Origin of the sequence: Asanoa sp. NPDC049573 (assembly GCF_040676615.1) — a bacterium.
Lineage (GTDB): Bacteria > Actinomycetota > Actinomycetes > Mycobacteriales > Micromonosporaceae > Asanoa.
Genome location: NZ_JBFAPI010000006.1, coordinates 238,592 through 256,221, shown reverse-complemented (window position 1 = coordinate 256,221; position 17,630 = coordinate 238,592). Strand labels below are relative to the sequence as shown.

The 17,630-nt window shown below is 71.5% G+C and carries 24 protein-coding genes; 11 read left to right on the top strand and 13 right to left on the bottom strand.

Translation table 11 applies throughout. The annotated features are described in order from the left end of the window. Positions 1-6: 6 nt before the first annotated feature. Both AB0J74_RS16670 and AB0J74_RS16665 read right to left on the bottom strand, forming a co-directional pair. Positions 7-387, bottom strand: coding sequence for a RidA family protein (locus AB0J74_RS16670; protein ID WP_363448628.1), 381 nt, complete (start codon positions 385-387; stop codon positions 7-9). Further along, positions 384-902 (bottom strand): GNAT family protein, encoded by a 519-nt coding sequence (locus AB0J74_RS16665; protein ID WP_363448627.1) that lies wholly within the window; start codon positions 900-902, stop codon positions 384-386. Before AB0J74_RS16665 ends, AB0J74_RS16670 begins: the two co-directional genes overlap by 4 nt. A gap of 109 nt (positions 903-1,011) precedes the next feature. On the opposite strand from AB0J74_RS16665, the gene AB0J74_RS16660 reads away from it, so the two are divergent. Further along, a complete protein-coding gene (locus AB0J74_RS16660; RefSeq protein WP_363448626.1) occupies positions 1,012-2,574 on the top strand; it encodes a family 10 glycosylhydrolase in 1,563 nt (520 codons plus the stop codon). On the opposite strand, the gene AB0J74_RS16655 is transcribed toward AB0J74_RS16660, so the two are convergent. Next, positions 2,563-3,174 carry a nitroreductase family protein gene (locus AB0J74_RS16655; RefSeq protein ID WP_363448625.1) on the bottom strand — a complete coding sequence of 204 codons (612 nt, stop codon included), beginning with the start codon at positions 3,172-3,174 and terminating at the stop codon, positions 2,563-2,565. The genes AB0J74_RS16660 and AB0J74_RS16655 overlap by 12 nt on opposite strands. Positions 3,175-3,195: 21 nt before the next feature. Beyond that, the gene (locus AB0J74_RS16650; protein ID WP_363448624.1) at positions 3,196-3,831 is read right to left on the bottom strand and encodes a helix-turn-helix domain-containing protein; all 636 of its coding nucleotides are present in this window, start codon (positions 3,829-3,831) and stop codon (positions 3,196-3,198) included. A 58-nt stretch (positions 3,832-3,889) separates the two neighbouring features. Here AB0J74_RS16650 and AB0J74_RS16645 point away from each other — a divergent pair, with 58 nt between their 5' ends. Together AB0J74_RS16645 and AB0J74_RS16640 are read left to right on the top strand one after the other, a co-directional pair. Beyond that, a complete protein-coding gene (locus tag AB0J74_RS16645; protein ID WP_363448623.1) occupies positions 3,890-4,174 on the top strand; it encodes a hypothetical protein in 285 nt (94 codons plus the stop codon). Beyond that, positions 4,171-4,830, top strand: coding sequence for a methyltransferase domain-containing protein (locus AB0J74_RS16640; protein WP_363448622.1), 660 nt, complete (start codon positions 4,171-4,173; stop codon positions 4,828-4,830). Before AB0J74_RS16645 ends, AB0J74_RS16640 begins: the two co-directional genes overlap by 4 nt. Here the strand turns inward: AB0J74_RS16640 and AB0J74_RS16635 are convergent. The 3 genes from AB0J74_RS16635 to AB0J74_RS16625 are packed head-to-tail and all read right to left on the bottom strand — an operon-like array spanning position 4,827 to position 6,524. Next, positions 4,827-5,126 carry a thiamine-binding protein gene (locus tag AB0J74_RS16635; protein WP_363448621.1) on the bottom strand — a complete coding sequence of 100 codons (300 nt, stop codon included), beginning with the start codon at positions 5,124-5,126 and terminating at the stop codon, positions 4,827-4,829. The genes AB0J74_RS16640 and AB0J74_RS16635 overlap by 4 nt on opposite strands. Continuing rightward, complete coding sequence (locus tag AB0J74_RS16630; RefSeq protein ID WP_363448620.1) at positions 5,126-5,581, bottom strand: Rrf2 family transcriptional regulator; 456 nt, start codon at positions 5,579-5,581, stop codon at positions 5,126-5,128. Before AB0J74_RS16630 ends, AB0J74_RS16635 begins: the two co-directional genes overlap by 1 nt. Before the next feature lie 7 nt (positions 5,582-5,588). After that, complete coding sequence (locus tag AB0J74_RS16625; protein ID WP_363448619.1) at positions 5,589-6,524, bottom strand: AraC family transcriptional regulator; 936 nt, start codon at positions 6,522-6,524, stop codon at positions 5,589-5,591. A 167-nt stretch (positions 6,525-6,691) separates the two neighbouring features. Between AB0J74_RS16625 and AB0J74_RS16620 the strand changes: the two genes are divergently transcribed. Next, entirely contained in the window at positions 6,692-9,085 is a 2,394-nt protein-coding gene (locus AB0J74_RS16620; protein WP_363448618.1) for a glycoside hydrolase family 44 protein, read from the top strand. Between the two features lie 18 nt (positions 9,086-9,103). Here AB0J74_RS16620 and AB0J74_RS16615 read toward each other — a convergent pair whose 3' ends face one another. Together AB0J74_RS16615 and AB0J74_RS16610 are read right to left on the bottom strand one after the other, a co-directional pair. Beyond that, entirely contained in the window at positions 9,104-9,967 is an 864-nt protein-coding gene (locus tag AB0J74_RS16615) for a YhjD/YihY/BrkB family envelope integrity protein (RefSeq protein ID WP_363448617.1), read from the bottom strand. Beyond that, entirely contained in the window at positions 9,967-10,977 is a 1,011-nt protein-coding gene (locus AB0J74_RS16610) for a WYL domain-containing protein (RefSeq protein WP_363448616.1), read from the bottom strand. Before AB0J74_RS16610 ends, AB0J74_RS16615 begins: the two co-directional genes overlap by 1 nt. Before the next feature lie 42 nt (positions 10,978-11,019). On the opposite strand from AB0J74_RS16610, the gene AB0J74_RS16605 reads away from it, so the two are divergent. From AB0J74_RS16605 to AB0J74_RS16595, 3 genes are all read left to right on the top strand, one after another. Further along, entirely contained in the window at positions 11,020-11,562 is a 543-nt protein-coding gene (locus tag AB0J74_RS16605; protein WP_363448615.1) for a DinB family protein, read from the top strand. Positions 11,563-11,724: 162 nt separating this feature from the next. Further along, positions 11,725-13,698 carry an amino acid transporter gene (locus AB0J74_RS16600; protein ID WP_363448614.1) on the top strand — a complete coding sequence of 658 codons (1,974 nt, stop codon included), beginning with the start codon at positions 11,725-11,727 and terminating at the stop codon, positions 13,696-13,698. 48 nt (positions 13,699-13,746) lie between these two features. Further along, positions 13,747-14,268: a DUF6188 family protein gene (locus tag AB0J74_RS16595; RefSeq protein ID WP_363448613.1), complete on the top strand. Its 522-nt coding sequence runs from the start codon at positions 13,747-13,749 to the stop codon at positions 14,266-14,268. Here AB0J74_RS16595 and AB0J74_RS16590 read toward each other — a convergent pair. Together AB0J74_RS16590 and AB0J74_RS16585 are read right to left on the bottom strand one after the other, a co-directional pair. Then, on the bottom strand, positions 14,233-14,328 hold the full coding sequence (locus tag AB0J74_RS16590) for a hypothetical protein (protein WP_363448931.1): 96 nt from the start codon (positions 14,326-14,328) through the stop codon (positions 14,233-14,235). The genes AB0J74_RS16595 and AB0J74_RS16590 overlap by 36 nt on opposite strands. A 228-nt stretch (positions 14,329-14,556) precedes the next feature. After that, a complete protein-coding gene (locus tag AB0J74_RS16585) occupies positions 14,557-14,781 on the bottom strand; it encodes an FAD-dependent monooxygenase (protein ID WP_363448612.1) in 225 nt (74 codons plus the stop codon). Between AB0J74_RS16585 and AB0J74_RS16580 the strand changes: the two genes are divergently transcribed. Next, positions 14,768-14,899, top strand: a complete 132-nt coding sequence (locus tag AB0J74_RS16580) for a hypothetical protein (RefSeq protein WP_363448611.1) — start codon at positions 14,768-14,770, stop codon at positions 14,897-14,899. The two genes, AB0J74_RS16585 and AB0J74_RS16580, sit on opposite strands and share 14 nt — an antisense overlap. Positions 14,900-14,928: 29 nt before the next feature. Here AB0J74_RS16580 and AB0J74_RS16575 read toward each other — a convergent pair whose 3' ends face one another. Continuing rightward, on the bottom strand, positions 14,929-15,417 hold the full coding sequence (locus AB0J74_RS16575; RefSeq protein WP_363448610.1) for a MarR family transcriptional regulator: 489 nt from the start codon (positions 15,415-15,417) through the stop codon (positions 14,929-14,931). A gap of 91 nt (positions 15,418-15,508) precedes the next feature. On the opposite strand from AB0J74_RS16575, the gene AB0J74_RS16570 reads away from it, so the two are divergent. The 3 genes from AB0J74_RS16570 to AB0J74_RS16560 all read left to right on the top strand — a co-directional run bounded on the left by AB0J74_RS16570 (position 15,509) and on the right by AB0J74_RS16560 (position 16,933). Next, positions 15,509-16,147 carry an NAD(P)H-dependent oxidoreductase gene (locus AB0J74_RS16570; RefSeq protein ID WP_363448609.1) on the top strand — a complete coding sequence of 213 codons (639 nt, stop codon included), beginning with the start codon at positions 15,509-15,511 and terminating at the stop codon, positions 16,145-16,147. 64 nt (positions 16,148-16,211) lie between these two features. Further along, positions 16,212-16,523, top strand: a complete 312-nt coding sequence (locus AB0J74_RS16565) for a metalloregulator ArsR/SmtB family transcription factor (RefSeq protein WP_363448608.1) — start codon at positions 16,212-16,214, stop codon at positions 16,521-16,523. After that, a complete protein-coding gene (locus AB0J74_RS16560; RefSeq protein ID WP_363448607.1) occupies positions 16,520-16,933 on the top strand; it encodes an SRPBCC domain-containing protein in 414 nt (137 codons plus the stop codon). The genes AB0J74_RS16565 and AB0J74_RS16560 overlap by 4 nt, the downstream gene beginning before the upstream one ends. 54 nt (positions 16,934-16,987) lie before the next feature. On the opposite strand, the gene AB0J74_RS16555 is transcribed toward AB0J74_RS16560, so the two are convergent. Further along, a complete protein-coding gene (locus AB0J74_RS16555; protein WP_089247988.1) occupies positions 16,988-17,419 on the bottom strand; it encodes an SsgA family sporulation/cell division regulator in 432 nt (143 codons plus the stop codon). Between the last annotated feature and the right edge of the window lie 211 nt (positions 17,420-17,630).

Sequence of the window (17,630 nt, the reverse complement as noted above, 5' to 3'; positions counted from 1 at the left end):
CCACCATCATCGCCTGGCGTCGACCTCGATCTCGATCCGCATCGCCGGGTCGGCCAGGCCGCAGACCATCATCGTGGCGGCCGGCCGGACCCCGCCGAACGCCGCCCGCAGGGTCGGCCAGCAGGGCTCGAAGTCGGCGCGTTCGGGCAGCAGGTAGCGGACCCGGACCACGTCGGCGAGCGTGCAGCCGGCCTCGGCCAGCGCCGCCTCGATGTTGCGGATGACCTGCGCGCACTGCTCGACGACGCCGTCGGCGATCGTCATCGTCGCGTAGTCGTACCCGGTGGTGCCGGAGACGTAGACGTGGTCGCCGTCGACCACCGCGCGGGCGTACCCGATGCGCTCTTCGAAGGTCGAACCGCTGGTGATCGTCTGCCGCCCGGTCACGCCGGTTCCCAGCCCTCGTTGACCCGCTGGAAGAGGATGTGGTCCTGCCACCGGCCCTGGATGCGCAGGAAGTCCCGGGCGATGCCGATCCGCTCGAACCCGTTGTTGGCGAGCACCTTCTGGGAGCCGAAATTGTGCTCCAGCGTGCCGGCCTGGAGCCGGTGCAGGCCCAGCTCGCCGAACGCGCGTTCGACGATCAGCTCGACGGCGCGTGACGCGATGCCGCGGCCGTTGACCGCCTGCGCGACCCAGTAGCCCAGGTTGGCCGACTGGGCCGGGCCGTACTCCATCTGGGTGAGCGTGACGGTGCCGACCACCTCGCCGTCGAGTTCGATGACGCAGGGGTACGCGCCCCGGTCGGCGAGCATGCCCTCGATGCGCGCCCGCTGCCCGGCCGGGGTGAAGAAGACCTCGTCGCGCACCGGATCCCAGGGCGCCAGGAACGGCCAGTTGGCGGTGTAGGCGGCGGCGAGCACCGGCGCGTCGCCGAGCTCGGTCGGTCGGATGTGAATCATGAGCCGATTCAACCAGCCCTGACCCGTACGGTGGCCGGTGGCCGTCGGAACCTTATGGACGCCTTTGCTCGGTTGACCCTCCGCATGGTCGAGCCCTACCGTCTGTGCCGTGCAGCGTCGGTTGCTCATCGGGCTGGTGGTCGTCGCGCTCGCCGTGACGGTGCCGGCCGGCGCCACGCTGCTCGGGCGCGCCTCCCAATCGGATCCCGACCCGGGCGCGGCCGGTGCCGCCACGGTCAGCTGTGACCCACAGTCGCTGGTCGCCAAGCGCGAACTGCGCGGGATGTGGCTCACCACGGTCAGCAACATCGACTGGCCGAGCAAGCCCGGGCTGCCGGAGGCCACCGTCAAGGCCGAATACCTCGGGTGGCTCGACCTGGCCCAGAAGATGAACCACAACGCGGTGTTCGTCCACGTCCGGCCCAGCGGCGACGCGTTCTGGCCGTCGGCCTACGCGCCCTGGTCGGAGTGGCTCACCGGGGTGCGCGGCAAAGACCCGGGCTGGGACCCGATGGCCTGGATGATCGCCGAGACCCACGCCCGCAACCTCGAGTTCCACGCCTGGTTCAACCCCTACCGGGGCAGCCAGCCGGCGACCTCCGGCGGTGCCGGCGCCGACTTCGCGAAGCTGGCGCCCGACCACCCGCTGCGCAAGCACCCGGACTGGGCGGTGGCGTTTCCCGAGGGTGAGAAGAACAGCCGCTTCTACTTCGACCCGGGCGTCCCCGCCGCCCGCCGCTACGTGGAAGACACCATCCTCGAAGCGGTCAACAGCTACGACATCGACGGCGTCCACTTCGACGACTTCTTCTACCCCTATCCGGAGGGGCACGAGTTCAACGACGACCGCAGCTACGCGCGCTACGGCGAGGGCCGGCCGCGGGCCGACTGGCGGCGGGCCAATGTGGACACCTTCATCCAGGAGATCAGTGCCCGGATCCGCCAGCTCAAACCGTGGGTACGCTTCGGCCTGAGCCCGTTCGGGATCTGGCGCAACCAGGCTACCGACCCGGCCGGCTCGCCGACCCACGGCCTGGAGAGCTACGACGCCATCTACGCCGACACCCGCAAGTGGGTCAAGGAGCGATGGCTCGACTACATCGTGCCGCAGCTCTACTGGAACATCGGGTTCGACAAGGCCGACTACGCCAAGCTGCTGCCGTGGTGGGCGGAGACGGTCAAGGGCACCGGGACCCAGCTCTACATCGGACAGGCCGACTACCGCATCGGCGAGGAAGGCCCGTGGAGCAAGCCGGCCGAACTCGACCGGCAGCTCGCCCTCAACGACCGCTACGGCGTCGCGGGCAGCATCCACTTCAGCGCCAAGCAGGTGAAGGCCGACCGGCTCGGTGCGGTGTCCCGCTATCGCGACGCGCACTATGCCCAGCCGGCCCTGGTGCCGGTGGTCAGCCGGCTGGTCGACGCCCGGCCGCCGGCGCCGAGCCCGACCGGGGCCCGGCGCGACGGCGACCGCACGGTGCTGACCTGGCGGCCGGCCGAGGGCGTGACGGGGTACGCGATCTACCGCGCCGAACCCGAGACCGGCAAGGCCGACCTCGTGGCCACGGTCCGCGCGACCGACCTGCCCAGCTGGATCGGGCCGCTCGGCAGCTACTGCGTGACCGCGCTCGACCGCAACAACAACGAGAGCGAGCCGGTGCTAGTCGCCTGACGCGGGTTGGCCCCAGTTGCCGCGGAAGACCACGTCGCCGGTCGGGCGACGGCGGTGACGCAGGTCGCGGGGCGGCTCGTCGCTGTAGCCGACCGAGATCGCACCGATCGGTGCGAAGCCGGCGGGCACCCCGAACTCTTTCTTGAACGGCTCGATCGCGTCGATCGGCAGGCCGAAGAAGCACGCGCCGAGCCCGGCGTCGACGGCGGTCAGCAGCATCATCAGCGAGGCCATGCCGGTGTCGATGTCCCAGTAGGGCGCCGGCCACCAGGCGTCGGAGCGGTCGTCGTGGCCCTTGTCGGCCTGGGCGTAGCGGTCGAGGTAAGCGTCCTTGTGCGAACACGGGACGATCAACAGCGGCGCCGCGTAGCTGGCGGCGAACCATTTCTCCGGCTCGGCGGACCGCCGCATGGCCGCCCGGAACCGGTCGTGGTCGTCGGGCGCGTCCAGGACCAGAAAGCCCCAGCCCTGCGAGAAGCCCGCCGACGGTGCGCGCAGGCCGTTGCGGACGATGCGCTCGACGACGTCGGGCGGCACCGGGCGGTCGGGATCGTAGGCGCGCACCATCCGGCGCTTGCGGACGACATCCTGAAACTCCATCGCATCACCGTACCGCCGGTGTCAGGCGCAGAGCTGCTGCCGAAGTGTCTCGAAGGCCCACTGCTCGTAGCGCTCCGGTGACCAGCCGCGATCCCGCACGAAGACGAGATAGAGCTCCGGCGAGAGGATGCCGTAGAGCCGGTCGGCGGCCTCGGCCGCGCTGACGCCGGAGCGGGCGCCGGGCTTGTCCACCAGGGACAGGGCCGAGGTCGACAGCACGGTGAAGCGCGGGTCGACGTCGCGTGGCCAGATCGCCGCGACCTCCGGATCCGACGCGGCGGCGACGCCGACCATGCTCATGATCGGAGCGATCCGGTCGAGCACCGCCCGCGAGCCCGCGACCTGGCCGCGCAGGTGCTCGACGGCGGTCGGTGCGGCGACCGCGTCGCGGAACCATTGCCGGTCCATCGTCGCCACGGGCTCGTCGTCGCCGGCAATGGTGACGTCGACAAGTTCCTTGAGCAACGACCGCTTGTTGTTGAAGGTGAAGTAGATGGTCTGCACGGCGACGCCGGCGGCCTTCGCCACGTCGGCGAGCGTCGTCGCGCCGTAGCCCTGCGCGACGAACAGCTCCCGGGCCGCGTCGAGCATCCGGGTGCGGGTCTCCCGGGCCTTCTCGGCGCGCCGGTTCGGCGCCTTGCCCTTGACTGTCGTCACGGACCTAGTGTAACTCTAGAGTCAGTCACTAGTGAGCGACTCTAGCGAGGAGATCGAAATGTCGATCGTACGGATCACCCGGTTCACCGCCAACACCCCGGACACCGACGGCATGCTGGCCAAGCGCGCCGAACTGATCGCCACCGTGCGGGCCGCGTTCCCGGGCCCGACCGCGACCACCCTGACCCGCACCGCCGACGGCTCGTGGACGGACGCCTGGACCTGGGACTCGGACGCGGATGCCGACGCGGCGGCCGCTGCCCGGCTGCCGCTCGCCGCCGAGGCGTTCGCGCTGGTCACGGTCACCGGCACGGCGACGGTCGAACTCGTCGACGCGCGATGACCGAGGCCGACCGGCGGTGGCTCGACGCGGGCTGGCGCTTCGTCAGCGCCGCGCTGCCACCCGCGCCGGCCCGGGTGATCGAGATCGGCTGCGGGCCGGCCGGCGGCTTCGTGCCGTTCCTCGACTCCGCCGGATACGACGCGGTCGGCGTCGACCCGGAGGGGCCCGCGGGCGAGCGGTTCCGGCGACTGCGGTTCGAGCACTACGCGCCGCCCGAACCGGTGGACGCGCTGGTCACCTGCACCGCCCTGCACCACGTCGACGACCTCGACCTGATGGTCGACCGGATGGCTGCCGCCCTGCGTCCGGGCGGGGTGCTGGTGATGGTGGAGTGGGCTCGCGAACGCTTCGACGAGCGCACCGCCACGTGGTGCTTCGACCGGCTGCCGACCGGCGAGGAAGACGGTTGGCTGCACCACCACACGCAGCGCTGGCACCAGTCGGGCCTACCCTGGCCGGCCTACTTCGACGGGTGGGCGGAAGCCGAGCGGCTGCACCGCGCCGACGCCATCGTCGCGGCGCTGGGCCGGCGATTCCAGACCCGTTCGCTGGCGGCCGCACCCTATTTCTTCGCCGACCTCGCCATCGACGAGTCCGCCGAGCGGGCCGCCGGGGTCGCGCTCACCGGGGTGCGCTACGTGGGAGCGGTCGGCTAGCCGAGCAGGCGGTCGATGGCGGCGACCTTGCTGTCCAGGGCGCCGGTCACGCCCTCCCGCCAGTCGACCTTGATGACCGTGGAGGTGCGGGGTGCGCGGGCCTGGACGGCGGCGACAGCGTCCCGGACGACCGCCATCGCCTCGTCCCAGGTCTGGCCCTCGACCGTGGTGAACATGGCGTCGGTGCGGTGCGGCAGGCCCGAGGCGCGAACCACCCGGACGGCCTCCGCGACCAGGTCCGCGACCCCTTCGCCGACGCCCAGCGGGGTCACGCTGAACGCCACCAGCACCGACATCAGCGCGGCTGCCAGGCGTCGGGAAGCGTGGTCAGCTTCTTGATGTGTGCGGGCAACTTGCCGCTGAGCACGTCGGCCAGCGTGGTCTCGTCGACCACCTCACGGACGGCGGCCCGCACGGCGACCCAGACCCGGGGCAGGTTCTCGGCGGAGCCGGCGTATTCGGTCTCCTCCGGCCGCATGCCACGGACCCCGGCGAGCGGCCCGTCGACCGCCCTGAGGATCGCGCCGATGGTGACCTCCTTCGGCGGCTGGGTCAGCACATAACCGCCCTCGGCACCGCGTTGCGCCCGGACGATGCCGGCCCGCCGCAGGTCGGCCAGCACCGCTTCGAGAAACTTGCGGGGCATGTCCTGGTCGGCCGCCAGCGCCTGGGCCGACATCACCGACGGATGCACCGCGGCGAGGCTCAGCGCCGCCCGCACCGCGTAGTCGCCGCGCGCCGATATCTGCACGGGACCATCATGCCTCGCCACCGGCCCGCGGTGCCGGGCGCCCATGGAGATCGGCCACGGGAGCCCGCCGCTGTGCCGGCAGCAGGCCCCTCGGAACACCGCGCTGTGCGATGCGGAACGCGCCCGGGCTGATGCCGGCCTCGCGGTGGAAGAAACGGCCGAAGTTGGTCGGCTCCGGGAAACCCAGCCGCCGCCCGATGTCGGCGATCGGGTCGTCGGTCACTGCCAGCAACCGCATCGCCTCGAGCGTGACCCGGTCGTCGATGACCTGCTTGGCGCTGCGGCCGGTGGCGGCCAGACAGGCCCGGGTGACCGTGCGGACCGAGTAGCCCATCCGCTCCGCGTACTCCTCGACCCGTCTCGTGCGGGTGAAGTCCTTGTCGACCTCCAGGCGGAAGCGCACGTAGGCGTCGTTGCGCTCCGCCGGCCCCCGCCCGGGCAGCAGCGCGATGCGCAGCAGCAGCACCGCCAGTTGGTGGCGCAGCAGGCCGGCGGCGAGGGTGCCGGAGCGGTGCCGCTGGCAGTCGACGACGAGTTGGCTCACCTCGTTGATGACCGCGTCTTCGTCTTCGCCGGCCAGTTGCCAGAAGGCCGGGCCGAGCGCGCCGTCGAGCAGGCCGGGGTCGTCGGCGACCTCGGCGACGGCCGCCGGCTCCCAGCAGACCACGATCGCGTCGAGGCCGGCCCCGCCACCGAACCGGATCACCTGGCCCGGGCGCACCCAGAGCAGCGTGCCGGGCCGGCACGGGTAGGGCCGGAAGTCGATCTCGTGCTGCCCATGGCCGACCGTGACCAGCACGAGGACGTGGTGGTCACTGCGCCGGGCCGCCGTCAGGTTGGGCTGGCCGGACAGTTCGCGCAGAGTGACCGTGCCGACCCCCGCCCAACCCGGTGCGGGCGCCGGCCCGGAGTTGTCGCCGGCCGGTTGACCGATTAGGGCCATCGCCCGACGGTAGCCGGGGACGCGCCCGCGCGCATCCCACGAGCGGGGTGGATCCCGCTTTAGCGGTAGCGATATCGATGGACGTCGGTTAATCTCGGGTCGTCCGGGCTGGGCATCTCACGCTGCCGCCCGGCGACGGGCGCGCCCGACACCTCTTGGATTCCCGCATGCGCCCGATCACCTTCCTGGCCGCCGCCCTGCTGGCCGCCTCCCCCGCCGCCGCGCCGGTCGCGTTCGCCGCCGACGGCCCGGCGTTGACCGTCGACACGACCCAGGACCGGCACCCGATCAGCCCCTACGTCTACGGCATGAACTTCGCCGACGCCGCGCTCGCCGACGAACTCGACCTGCCGGTGCGCCGCTGGGGCGGGAACGCCACCACCCGATACGACTACCGCAACGACACGACCAACCGGGCCAGCGACTGGTTCTTCGAGAACATCGCCGAGGAGAACGCCGACCCGGCCGCGCTGCCGGACGGTTCGTCGACCGACGAGTTCGTCGAGCAGGACCGCGCCACCGGCACCGACACGATCCTGACCGTGCCGCTGATCGGCTGGGCGCCGAAGGCCCGCGACGCCTCGTGCGGCTTCTCCGTCGCCAAATACGGGCCGCAGCAGCGCACCGACGAGTGGCGGCCGGACTGCGGCAACGGCATCCGGCCCGACGGCACGCCGATCACCGGCAACGACCCGCGGGACACCAGCGCACCGGTCGGCGCCGACTACGTCGAGGGCTGGGTCGACCACCTGACCGGCAAGTACGGCACCGCCGCCGAGGGTGGGGTCCAGTTCTACAACCTCGACAACGAACCCGACATCTGGCACAGCACCCACCGCGACGTGCACCCGCTCGGCGCCGGGTCCCTCGAGTTGCGCGACCGGGCCTACGAGATCGGCGCCGCGGTGAAGAGCGCCGACCCGAGCGCCGCGACCCTCGGCCCGGTCGGCTGGGGCTGGACCAGTTGGGACTATTCCGGGCTGGACCAGGAGACCTGCGGCCGCACCGGTTGCTGGGCCGACCCGCCGGACCGCGCGGCCCGCGGCGGGTTGCCGTTCACCACCTGGTACCTGCAACAGATGAAGGCGTACGAGCAGGCGCACGGCACCCGGGTGCTCGACTACTTCGACATGCACTTCTACCCGCAGGCCAACGGCGTCGCGTTCGGCAACGGCACCGACCCGGCCACCAACGCCCTGCGGCTGCGCTCGACCCGAGCGCTCTGGGATCCCACCTATGTGGACGAAAGCTGGATCAACACCCAGGTGCGGCTGGTGCCGCGGATGCGCGACCTGGTGGCGGCCACCTATCCCGGCACGAAGACGGCGATCACCGAATACAACTGGGGCGCGCTCGACAGCGTCAACGGCGCGCTGGCCCAGGCCGACATCCTCGGCATCTTCGGCCGCGAACGGCTCGACCTGGCCACCCTGTGGTCGCCGCCGGCGGCCACCGACCCGGGCGCGTTCGCGTTCCGGATCTACCGCAACTACGACGGCGCCGGCGGTCGGTTCGGTGACGTCGGCGTCCGGGCCACCAGCGAGGACCAGGGACTGCTCTCGGTGTACGCGGCGACACGGTCCAGTGACGGCGCGCTGACCATGGTCGTGGTGAACAAGAGCGGCGCTGAGCGGACGGCGCCGGTGTCGATCGCCGGTCACCCGGCCTCCAGCGCCCAGGTCTACCGCTACGGCGCGGCCAACCCAGGCGCGATCGTGCGGGCGGCCGACCAACCGGTCACCGGCGGCGGGTTCGACGCGACGTTCCCGGCCGACAGCATCACCCTGTTCGTGCTCGGCCGCCCGGTCGTCGACGGCGCGGCGCCGAGCGCACCCGGCACCCCGGTGGCGTCGGCGATCGGCCCGGACTCGGTGACGCTGGCCTGGCCACCGTCCACCGACAACACCGGCGTGGTCGGTTACGACGTCTGGGCCCAGCACACCGACTACGTCTACAAGGCGGCCACGTCGGCAACTCCCGGCGTCACGGTGACCGGCCTGCAACCCTCGTCGGAATACCGTTTCACGGTCCGCGCCCGCGACGCGGCCGGCAACGAATCCGTCGCCTCGCCGGGCCTGACCGTGCTGACCGCTCCCCGCCCCGGCGCACCGTCACTGACGGCGCGCTATCTCAACCTGGACTGGGCGCCCGGCGACAACCAGATCAAGCCCGGCATCCAGCTCGACAACAGCGGGACGACGGCTGTGCCGCTGAGCCGGGTGGCGGCGCGCTACTGGTTCACCCGTGACGGCGGCGCGCCGACGGTCAACGTCTGGTGCGACTGGGCGGCCGTCGGCTGCGGGACGGTCACCCGCCGGGTGGTCACCCTGCCGGCGGCCCGGCCGGGCGCGGACGCGTACCTGGAGGTGGGTTTCGGTTCTGGTTCGCTGGCGCCCAGTTCCTCGACGGGTCAGATCCAACTGCGGATGGCCAAGCCCGACTGGTCGGCGTTCGACGAGAGCAACGACCACAGCTTCCGCCCGAACGCGCCGGGCTACGCGACCAACGCCCGCATCACCGTCTACGTCGACGGCGTCCGGGTCAGCGGCACCGAGCCGTAGCGGTCAGCCGTCGCCGGGTCACCGACCGCGCGGGGCCGCGAGGTCGGTGACCTGGCCGGCGGTGCTGGTCGCCGCGAGCGTCGCGGCGAAGAGGATGAGCTGGTTGACGGCGTTGAGGAAGACCAGCAGCCCGACGGCGCCGGCGACGACCAGATAGGTGGGGTTGGTCTCGGTGCCGTGCACGTAGAGCCGGCCGAGGGTCTTGAGCAGCTCCAGCCCACCGGCGACGAACAACGCCGGTCCGAGGACGCGGCGCAGCGGCATGCGCAGCCGGGGCAGTGCGGTGAGCACGGCCATCGCCAGCAGGGTGTTGACGCCGACGCCCAGCACGAAACCGAGCGGACCGACCAGCCACCGGGCGCCCGCGGCGGTGAACAGCCAGCCCACTCCGGTGGCGGTGACGAACACGGCCGTCAGCGACACGACGAGGAGCACGCCCAGCCCGAGCAGCACCGCCAGGTCGATCAAAACGCGGACGACGAACGCGCCCGGATATTCCGGCAGCCGCCAGACGGCCCTGATCGACGAGCGCAGCGCGTCGACCCAGAACCAGCCGGAGATCGGCAGGCCGATGAACGCGATCACCCCGACGGTGCCGCGGGCGTCGCGGACCGACTGCACGTCGATGCGCGGCAGGTTCGCCTCGAGATAGGCCTGCACCGGTTGGAGCACCACGGGGTCGTCGAGGACGAACGCGAAGACCGCGAAGCCGAACAGCGCCATGGCGAACGTGGCGAAGAACGCGTAGTAGGTGACGGCGGCGGCGAGCCGGCCACCGTCGGCCTGGTCGTAGCGCAGCACCGCCCGGGCCAGGTGATCCAGCCAGCCGTGGCGGCGGCGGGCGCCCGTCCACCCCGCCACCGCGCGCTTCCGCAACTCCATCACCGACACGCGGGGACCACTACCCCGCTGCCGCCCTCGCCACGCCGGACGGGCGTGGCGGCTTGATCGACATCAAGGGCCGCTTTGGCGAGGCGCTCGCCCAGTGCCGCGACGGCGGCGCGGAGCTGTGGCCCGGCCACGACGTCGAAGGTCATCGGCAGGGCGGCGAGCTGGCGGGCGTACCAGTGTGGATTGTCGGTCGTGGCCCGCAACCGGCTGCGGTCCGGGCCGTCTTCCAGCAGCGTGCCGAGGCTGCGCGGGATCCAGCGGGACACCTCGGCCGGCGGCGCGTCGATCACGACCTCGACCGGGTGGGTCCAGGTCCGGGACAGATGATCTTCGAGGGTACGCAGCGCGTCGAGGTCGGCCGGCGGCGTGAAGGTGTGTGCGGTCGGTGCGACCGCGGTGATCCGGTCGACCCGGAACACCCGGAACGCGTCGCGGGTGTGCGACCAGGCCAGCAGATACCAGCGGCTGTGCCGCAGGACCACCGACCAGGGGTCGACCTCCATCTCCCGCTCGGTCTCGCGGGCCCGGTAGCCGATCCTGACGCGGCGAGCGCCGGAACACGCGGCGAGCAGGTCGGCGACGAGTTCCTGGCGCACCGGCGAGGCCCGGCCCGACCGTTCGCTCGCCGTCTCGCGGACGGGCTCGGCCACCCGGCGCGGCAGCACCCGGAGGATCTTCGCCAGCGCGGCGCCCACCAGGTCGGCCGGGTCGGCGGCGCCCGGATGGCCCTCGACGACGGCCATGGCCAACCCCATCGCCTCGGCGGCGGTCAGCATCAGCGGCGGCAGGCGCAGGCCGCGGCCGACCTGGTAGCCGCCGTGCGGGCCGGTCGTCGACTCGATCGGCACGTCCGCTTCGCGGAGGATCCCGACATAGCGCCGGGCGGCCCGCTCGCTGACACCCAGCCGGTCACCGAGCCGCTGCGCGGTGATGCCCGGATTGTTCTGGATCGCCTCCAGCGTCAACAGGGCCCGCGCGGTCGGGCTGAGGTCGTCTCGCATCCCGGAAGTATCCCGTCCGGGATCGCCGCTAGCCTCCCCCACATGTTCGATCTCACGGAACCGCCGGCGGCGGGCAACGACCTCGACACCCTGCTCGGCGCCCTCGAACGGCAGCGCCGCTACATCGCCTGGAAATGCGGCGGCCTCGACGCCGCCGGGCTGCGGGCCACCCTGGGCCCGTCCACCGTCACCCTGGGCGGCCTGCTCAAACACCTGGCCGTGGTCGAGGAGCACACGTTCGCGGTGAAGCTCTTCGGGCGCGACATGGCAGCACCGTTCGACACCGTCGACTGGGACGGCGACCCGGACTGGGAGTGGCACTCCGCGACCTCCGACCCACCCGCGGACCTGATGGCGCTCTGGGAGGCGTCGGTGGCACGGTCGAGAGCCCTGGTGGCGGAGGCCCTGGCCGCCGGGGGCCTGGACTATCTCGGCGTCGCCGCCTGGCCCGACGGCCGCCGGGCCAGCCTGCGCCGCCACCTGATCGACATGATCGAGGAGTACGCCCGGCACGTCGGCCACGCCGACCTGATCCGCGAGTCGGTCGACGGCCTGGTCGGCGAGGACCCGATGGACGGGTCTTGACCGACGTGACTGTCCGATGTGGTTGGACGCACATCGAGGAGTAACCGAACGGATCGAATTCATCACCTACGGTTACCTCGGTGGGCCTGTATAAGAGGCATCAGGAAAACCCGGCATGCTGTCGGCCGGGCACCGCGCCCGACGAGCGCATCTGGAGGTGTGATGAGCGTCCTGCCCGAGTTGGCGATCCCGGCGCAGGTGGACCGGCCCGGCCGGACGGCCGTGCCGTCGCGGGGTCTGGCCGGCTGGTTGCTCCGGCACCGCGTGCAGCCGGTCGGCCCGGAGGCCGAGGAGGCACACACCACCCCGCACGCGTGGTGGAAGGTGATGTGCCTGACCGGCGTCGACTACTTCTCGACGCTGGCCTACCTGCCGGCCATCGCCGCGCTCGCGGCCGGGGCGCTGTCCCCGCTGGCGACCCTGCTCATCGTCGCGCTGACGTTGCTCGGCATGCTGCCCATGTATCGCAAGGTCGCCAAGGAGAGCCCACACGGCCAGGGCTCGGTGGCGATGCTGGAGAACCTGCTGCCATTCTGGTGGGGCAAGCTGTTCGTGCTCGGGCTGCTCGGCTTCGTCGCGACGTCCTGGATCATCACGATCACCCTGTCCGCCGCCGACGCTTCGGTGCACCTGGTCGAGAACCCCTACACGCCGGGCGCGTTCGCGGGCCACGAGGTGCTCATCACCGTCGTACTCCTGCTGATTCTCGGTGGGGTGTTCCTGCTCGGTTTCAGCGAGGCCGTCGGCGTCGCCATCCCGCTCGTCGGTGTGTTCCTGGCCCTCAACGCCGTCATCGTGGTGGTCGGGCTGGTCGACGTGTTCACCACCGCCGGCGCGCTGTCGTCGTGGACCGACGCGCTCACCGCGGGCGGCACCGGTTTCGGCGACATCGTCGGGCCGGCGGTCATCGCGTTCCCGCTCCTCGTGCTCGGCCTGTCCGGGTTCGAGACGGGGGTCAGCATGATGCCACTGGTCGCCGCCGCGGGTCCCGACACGATGCGGTCCCGGGTACGGAACACCCGCAAGCTCCTCACCACCGCGGCCGTCATCATGAGCGGCTACCTGATCGCCACGTCGTTCGTCACGACGGTGCTGATCCCCCCGGCCGAGTTCCAGCCCGGCGGAGCCGCCGACGGCCGCGCCCTGGCCTACCTCGCGCACGCTCGCCTGGGTGAAGCCTTCGGCACGGCGTACGACATCAGCACCGTGCTGATCCTCTGGTTCGCCGGCGCGTCGGCGATGGCCGGCCTGATCAACATCGTGCCGCGCTACCTGCCCGGCTATGGCATGGCGCCGGAGTGGGGCCGCGCGGTGCGCCCGGTCGTCCTGGTCTACACGGTGATCAGCGTCCTGATCACGATCGCGTTCGGCGCCGACGTCAACGCCCAGGCCGGCGCGTACGCCACCGGGATCCTGGCCATGATGGTCTCCGGCGCGGTCGCGGTCACCATCTCCGTCCTGCGCCGCCGGCAGCGACTGGCGACGGCCGGCTTCGCGGTGCTCACCCTGGTGCTGCTCTACGCCCTGGTCGAGAACATCCGCGAGAAACCGGACGGCATCGCGATCTCGGCGATGTTCATCCTGGGCATCGTGGTCGTCTCGCTCATCTCCCGGGTCACCCGCACCACGGAGCTGCGGGCCGAACACATCGAGTTCGACCTCCCGGCCCGCCAGTTCGTCACCGACTCGCTCGCGCACGACGGCGAGATCAACATCATCGCCAACCGCCGGCAGGCCGGCGACGTCGCCGAGTACGACGCCAAGGAGGGCGAGCAGCGCGGCATGAACCCCGTGCCCGGCCGCGCCGACGTCCTGTTCCTGGAGATCGAGATCGTCGACCCGTCGGAGTTCAGCACGGCGCTGCGCGTGCAGGGCGTGTCGGTCGGTCGCCACCGCGTCCTGCGGGCCCAGAGCCCGGCGGCGCCGAACGCGATCGCGGCGGTCCTGCTGGCACTGCGGGACGCGACCGGAGTCCGGCCGCACTGCCATTTCGAGTGGGCCGAGGGCAGCCCGCTGGTGCACCTGTTCCGCTACCTCCTGCTGGGCCGAGGCGACACGGCTCCGGTCGTACGCGAAATCATCCGGGAGGTCGAGCCCGACCCGACCCGCCGCCCCGCCATCCACGTCGGCGGTTAGCCCACGGCGCCGACCCTGCGGTGCCGGAGTTGGCCGCCCTGGGCGACGATGCGCACTCCCGCTGAGCTAATCGCGCACGGGGCAGGTGTCATGAGGGTCCCAGCCACGCTGGTCGGTTCAACGGTCGATCGCACCGCCTTCGACTATCAGGTCCGCCTCAGCTTCTCCGCCCTCGATCCGGTCGAAGGCTATCGACTGGACGCAGAACTCCTCATCGAGACACCGTTCCTGCTCTGTGACGCCGCCGGTGACTGGCACGAACTCGACCCCGGCACCGGATCGTCCCTCGCACCCGTGATGGACCTTTTCCGCAGGACCGTCACGAGCGTCGAGATCCGGGACAGGGGCGCCCTCCACCTGACCTTTGACGACGGAGCAGAGTTGCACGTCGGGCCGGACCGCCAATACGAGTCCTGGCGCCTGACCGGGACCGGCGTCGAACCGATCACGGTCGGGCCCGGCGGCGAGACCCACTGGGAAACGGCGCTCCCGCCGCGCGATCGCGTCTGGCCGCGCGTCGATGATGGGGTCGGTTCAGCGGGCCACAGCGGTGGTGAGGGCGGCCAGTGAGGCCCCGTCGGTCGGTGGGCCGGGGTGGCGCCAAGCGACGTGGCCGTCCGGGCGGACCAGGACGGCGCCCGAAGAGGCTCAGGCGCGTCGCGCCTGCCGGTGGGAAGCGGTGTGCGGCGTCGCCGACCAGGAAGAACGGGCCGTCGGCGGTCACCGCCGCCGCCGTCCACGTGCTGCTGGCCAGCACCTCGACGGGCACGCCGAGGTCGATCAGATCGGCGGTCTTCGGGAGGCTGATCATCCAGCGGTGGTCGGGGTGGGTCCAGATCAGGACCGCACCCGTCTCGGTCAGAAGTAGATGCCGCGCGGCCGCGGGCCGGTCCACCGGCTGAGGTCGGCGCGGAAAGCGACCAGGCGTTGGCGGCCGAGGTCCGGCGCGCCGCTGGTGGCGATGCCCAGTCGCTCGCGGACGCGGCTGCGGGCGCCGTCGGCGGCGATCAGCCACCGGGCGCGCACCGCTTCCCTGCCGCCGGTTTCGACGTCGTGCACGGCGGCGCGGGTGGACCCGGACATCGCCGCGGACCTGCGCGTGATCGCCGCCAACCGGGAGCGAGCGTTCCGCCGGCACGTCGACGCGATCTCGGGGGACCTGGCGCCCGGCCTGTCCGTGGACAACGGCGTGGCCGTCTAACCTCGCTCGCCGGCGCGTTGGTCGGGCAGCTACTCGGTTAGTTCGTTGTCGGGGTAGGGCAGGTGGGCGTAGCCCGCCGCGGCCGCCACCCGTTCGGCGATCGCGGTCAGCTGGTCGATCTCCCGCGGGTCGAGCAGGTCGACCAGGACGCGGCGGACGGTCGACACCTGACCCGGCGCGGCGGTGACGGTGATCTCGTAGCCCTGCTCGGTCAGCCGCACCATCGTGCCGCGCGCGTCGTCGACGCAGTCTTCCCGGGTGATCAGGCCCCGCTGCTCCATCCGGCGAAGCTGGTGCGAGATCCGGCTGCGGTCCCAGCCGAGCCAGCTCGCCAGGTCGCGGACGCGCATGGTGCGGTCGTCGGCCTCGGAGAGCGGCACGAGCACCTCGTAGTCGGTGCGCGAGATGCCGGACTCGGCGAGCTGCCGGACCAGGGCGACCTCCACCGCGCGCTGCATGCGCACGTAGGCCCTCCACAGGCGCCGCTCCTGCGGGTCGAGCCAGCGGGGTTCGGTCATGTGGCCGATCTTACCCGCCCTTTGTTGACGCGTCAGCATCCTCGGCCTAGGTTTGCTGACACGTCAGCAAAACCGTGTGGAAGGACCTGCCATGTCGTTGTTCCGGCTCGACGCGAGCATCCGCGTCGAGGGTTCGCACAGCCGCGAGATCGCCGACATCGTCGAGAACGAGTGGCGAGCCGCGCACCCCGACGACCCGATCGTGCGCCGCCACATCGGCGTCGACGTGCTCCCGCCGACCGCCTGGGCCGACGCGGCCTGGGCCAGATACGTCGCGCCGGAAAAGCAGAGCCCCGCACAGCGTGCCGCGGTGGCGCTGGCCGGCGGGCTGCTCGACGAGCTGGTCGGTGCCGACGCGCTGCTGTTCGCGGTGCCGCTCTACAACTACGGCGTCTCCCAGCACTTCAAGACCTGGGTGGACACGGTGCTCGCCGACACCCGGATGGCCGCCGGCGCCCCGCCGCTGCTGGCCGGCAAGCCCGCCGTGCTGGTCACGGTCCGCGGCGGCGGCTACGGGCCGGGCACACCCCGCGCCGGTTGGGACCACGCGACGCCGTGGATGCGCCGGATCCTGGCCGATGTCTGGCAACTCGACCTCGAGGTCGTCGAGACCGAGCTGACGCTGGTCGGCGTCGACCCGAATCTCGACCGGTTCAAAGAGCTGGCCGGCGAGATGCGCACCCGGGCCGAGGAGCTCGCCCGCCAGCACGGCCGGGCGCTGCCGCGCTGAGCCGCTTCGGCGGAAGCGTCGGGAATCATTGACATGTCGGGAGTCTCCGACGTATTTTCTGGGCGTGGCCGAAGACGACGTGTTCCTGGCCCTCGCCAACCCGATCCGGCGGCGACTGTTGCGGTTGCTGGCCGAGGGGCCGCGTACCGCCGGAGATCTGGCCAACCAGTTCGAGCTGAGCCGGCCGGCGATCGCCGAGCACCTGCAGGTGCTGCGCCGGGTCGCGCTGGTGCGCGACGTGCCCTCGGGCCGGCAACGGCACTACCACCTCAACGCCGAGCCGCTCGCCCAGGTCGGTGACTGGCTGCATCCGTTCGAACGTTTCTGGCGCGAGCGGCTGCGCTCGCTCGCCGATGTCGCCGAGGAGGAGACATGACCGCATCGAGTACGGACACGATCGCCGTCGACCAGTTCGTCGCCGCGCCACCGAGCCGGGTCTGGCGCACGCTCACCGATCCGGAGTTGCACGCCCGCTGGTGGGCGCCGGGTGACATCGCACCGATCGTGGGGCACCGCTTCGATCTCCAGATGCCGGTCTACGGATCGATACCCTGCGAAGTCGTCGAGGTGATCCCGGAAGAGAAGTTCGTCTACACGTTCAACGACTCGTGGACGCTGACCTGGCGCCTGGTCGCCGAGGGCGCCGGCACCCGGTTGCTGCTCGAACACAGCGGCTTCGACTTCGACAACCCGCGCGACCGGGAGGCGTTCGAGAAGATGGGGCCCGGCTGGCGGGACGTCGTGGTGCCGCGGTTGGCGCGCCTGGCTGAAGCCGTACACGCATAAAAAGAAGGCGCCGCGCGGAGTCGGCAGATCCGCGCGGCGCCGTCTTCTTGGTTCTCAGCGACCGGCCAGCAGCCGGTTTACCGCCGCGTCGACGTCGAGGTGGTCGGTTTCCCGGCCACGGGGCACGACGACGTAGGTCCGCCGCAGGAACCGCACCAGGACGCTGCGCGGTACCTCGAACAGGGCGTTCCCGTCCGGTGACGACAGGGCCAGCGCGACGAAGTCGCCCCGCGGTGTGGCCCACGGCCAGACCCGGACGTCGCCGATGCCGGCGGGCTCGTCGAGGCCCGTGACGAGCAACTCACGGGCGAACGACCAACTCACCGCCTCGCCGCCGGCCGAGTCGGCGTGAAACAGGACGTGGACCGCGTACGGGTCGGCTGGGTCGTAGCGCAGGCTGGCGCGCACCGGCAGAGCGGTGGCGTCTGGTGCGACGAGCCGCAGTGAGGTTTCGACCTCAACGGTCGTCGGTCGGATGACACTCATGTACGTTCTCCCCCCGGCACCGCTGCGGGACGCGCTTGCCCCGCGTTTCCCATACTCAGGTGATACTTCTACTTACGCTCCGTCAATCGCTGATCTCACCCAGTAGTGGGAAGACGGCGCGGTATTGCGCTACAAGCCCGGCAAAATGCGTATAATGCCCGACTTGCTGTGGTACTGCGCACCGTCCGGCGTCGGGTAGCTCAGACGTCGA

What these genes read in the sequence shown, in the direction of transcription:
- AB0J74_RS16665 (WP_363448627.1), bottom strand. Translation starts at nt 902, where the DNA reads ATGATTCACATCCGACCGACCGAGCTCGGCGACGCGCCGGTGCTCGCC.
- AB0J74_RS16655 (WP_363448625.1), bottom strand. Translation starts at nt 3,174, where the DNA reads ATGGAGTTTCAGGATGTCGTCCGCAAGCGCCGGATGGTGCGCGCCTAC.
- AB0J74_RS16645 (WP_363448623.1), top strand. Translation starts at nt 3,890, where the DNA reads ATGTCGATCGTACGGATCACCCGGTTCACCGCCAACACCCCGGACACC.
- AB0J74_RS16640 (WP_363448622.1), top strand. Translation starts at nt 4,171, where the DNA reads ATGACCGAGGCCGACCGGCGGTGGCTCGACGCGGGCTGGCGCTTCGTC.
- AB0J74_RS16635 (WP_363448621.1), bottom strand. Translation starts at nt 5,126, where the DNA reads ATGTCGGTGCTGGTGGCGTTCAGCGTGACCCCGCTGGGCGTCGGCGAA.
- AB0J74_RS16625 (WP_363448619.1), bottom strand. Translation starts at nt 6,524, where the DNA reads ATGGCCCTAATCGGTCAACCGGCCGGCGACAACTCCGGGCCGGCGCCC.
- AB0J74_RS16620 (WP_363448618.1), top strand. Translation starts at nt 6,692, where the DNA reads ATGCGCCCGATCACCTTCCTGGCCGCCGCCCTGCTGGCCGCCTCCCCC.
- AB0J74_RS16615 (WP_363448617.1), bottom strand. Translation starts at nt 9,967, where the DNA reads ATGGAGTTGCGGAAGCGCGCGGTGGCGGGGTGGACGGGCGCCCGCCGC.
- AB0J74_RS16610 (WP_363448616.1), bottom strand. Translation starts at nt 10,977, where the DNA reads ATGCGAGACGACCTCAGCCCGACCGCGCGGGCCCTGTTGACGCTGGAG.
- AB0J74_RS16605 (WP_363448615.1), top strand. Translation starts at nt 11,020, where the DNA reads ATGTTCGATCTCACGGAACCGCCGGCGGCGGGCAACGACCTCGACACC.
- AB0J74_RS16600 (WP_363448614.1), top strand. Translation starts at nt 11,725, where the DNA reads ATGAGCGTCCTGCCCGAGTTGGCGATCCCGGCGCAGGTGGACCGGCCC.
- AB0J74_RS16595 (WP_363448613.1), top strand. Translation starts at nt 13,747, where the DNA reads ATGCGCACTCCCGCTGAGCTAATCGCGCACGGGGCAGGTGTCATGAGG.
- AB0J74_RS16585 (WP_363448612.1), bottom strand. Translation starts at nt 14,781, where the DNA reads ATGTCCGGGTCCACCCGCGCCGCCGTGCACGACGTCGAAACCGGCGGC.
- AB0J74_RS16575 (WP_363448610.1), bottom strand. Translation starts at nt 15,417, where the DNA reads ATGACCGAACCCCGCTGGCTCGACCCGCAGGAGCGGCGCCTGTGGAGG.
- AB0J74_RS16570 (WP_363448609.1), top strand. Translation starts at nt 15,509, where the DNA reads ATGTCGTTGTTCCGGCTCGACGCGAGCATCCGCGTCGAGGGTTCGCAC.
- AB0J74_RS16560 (WP_363448607.1), top strand. Translation starts at nt 16,520, where the DNA reads ATGACCGCATCGAGTACGGACACGATCGCCGTCGACCAGTTCGTCGCC.
- AB0J74_RS16555 (WP_089247988.1), bottom strand. Translation starts at nt 17,419, where the DNA reads ATGAGTGTCATCCGACCGACGACCGTTGAGGTCGAAACCTCACTGCGG.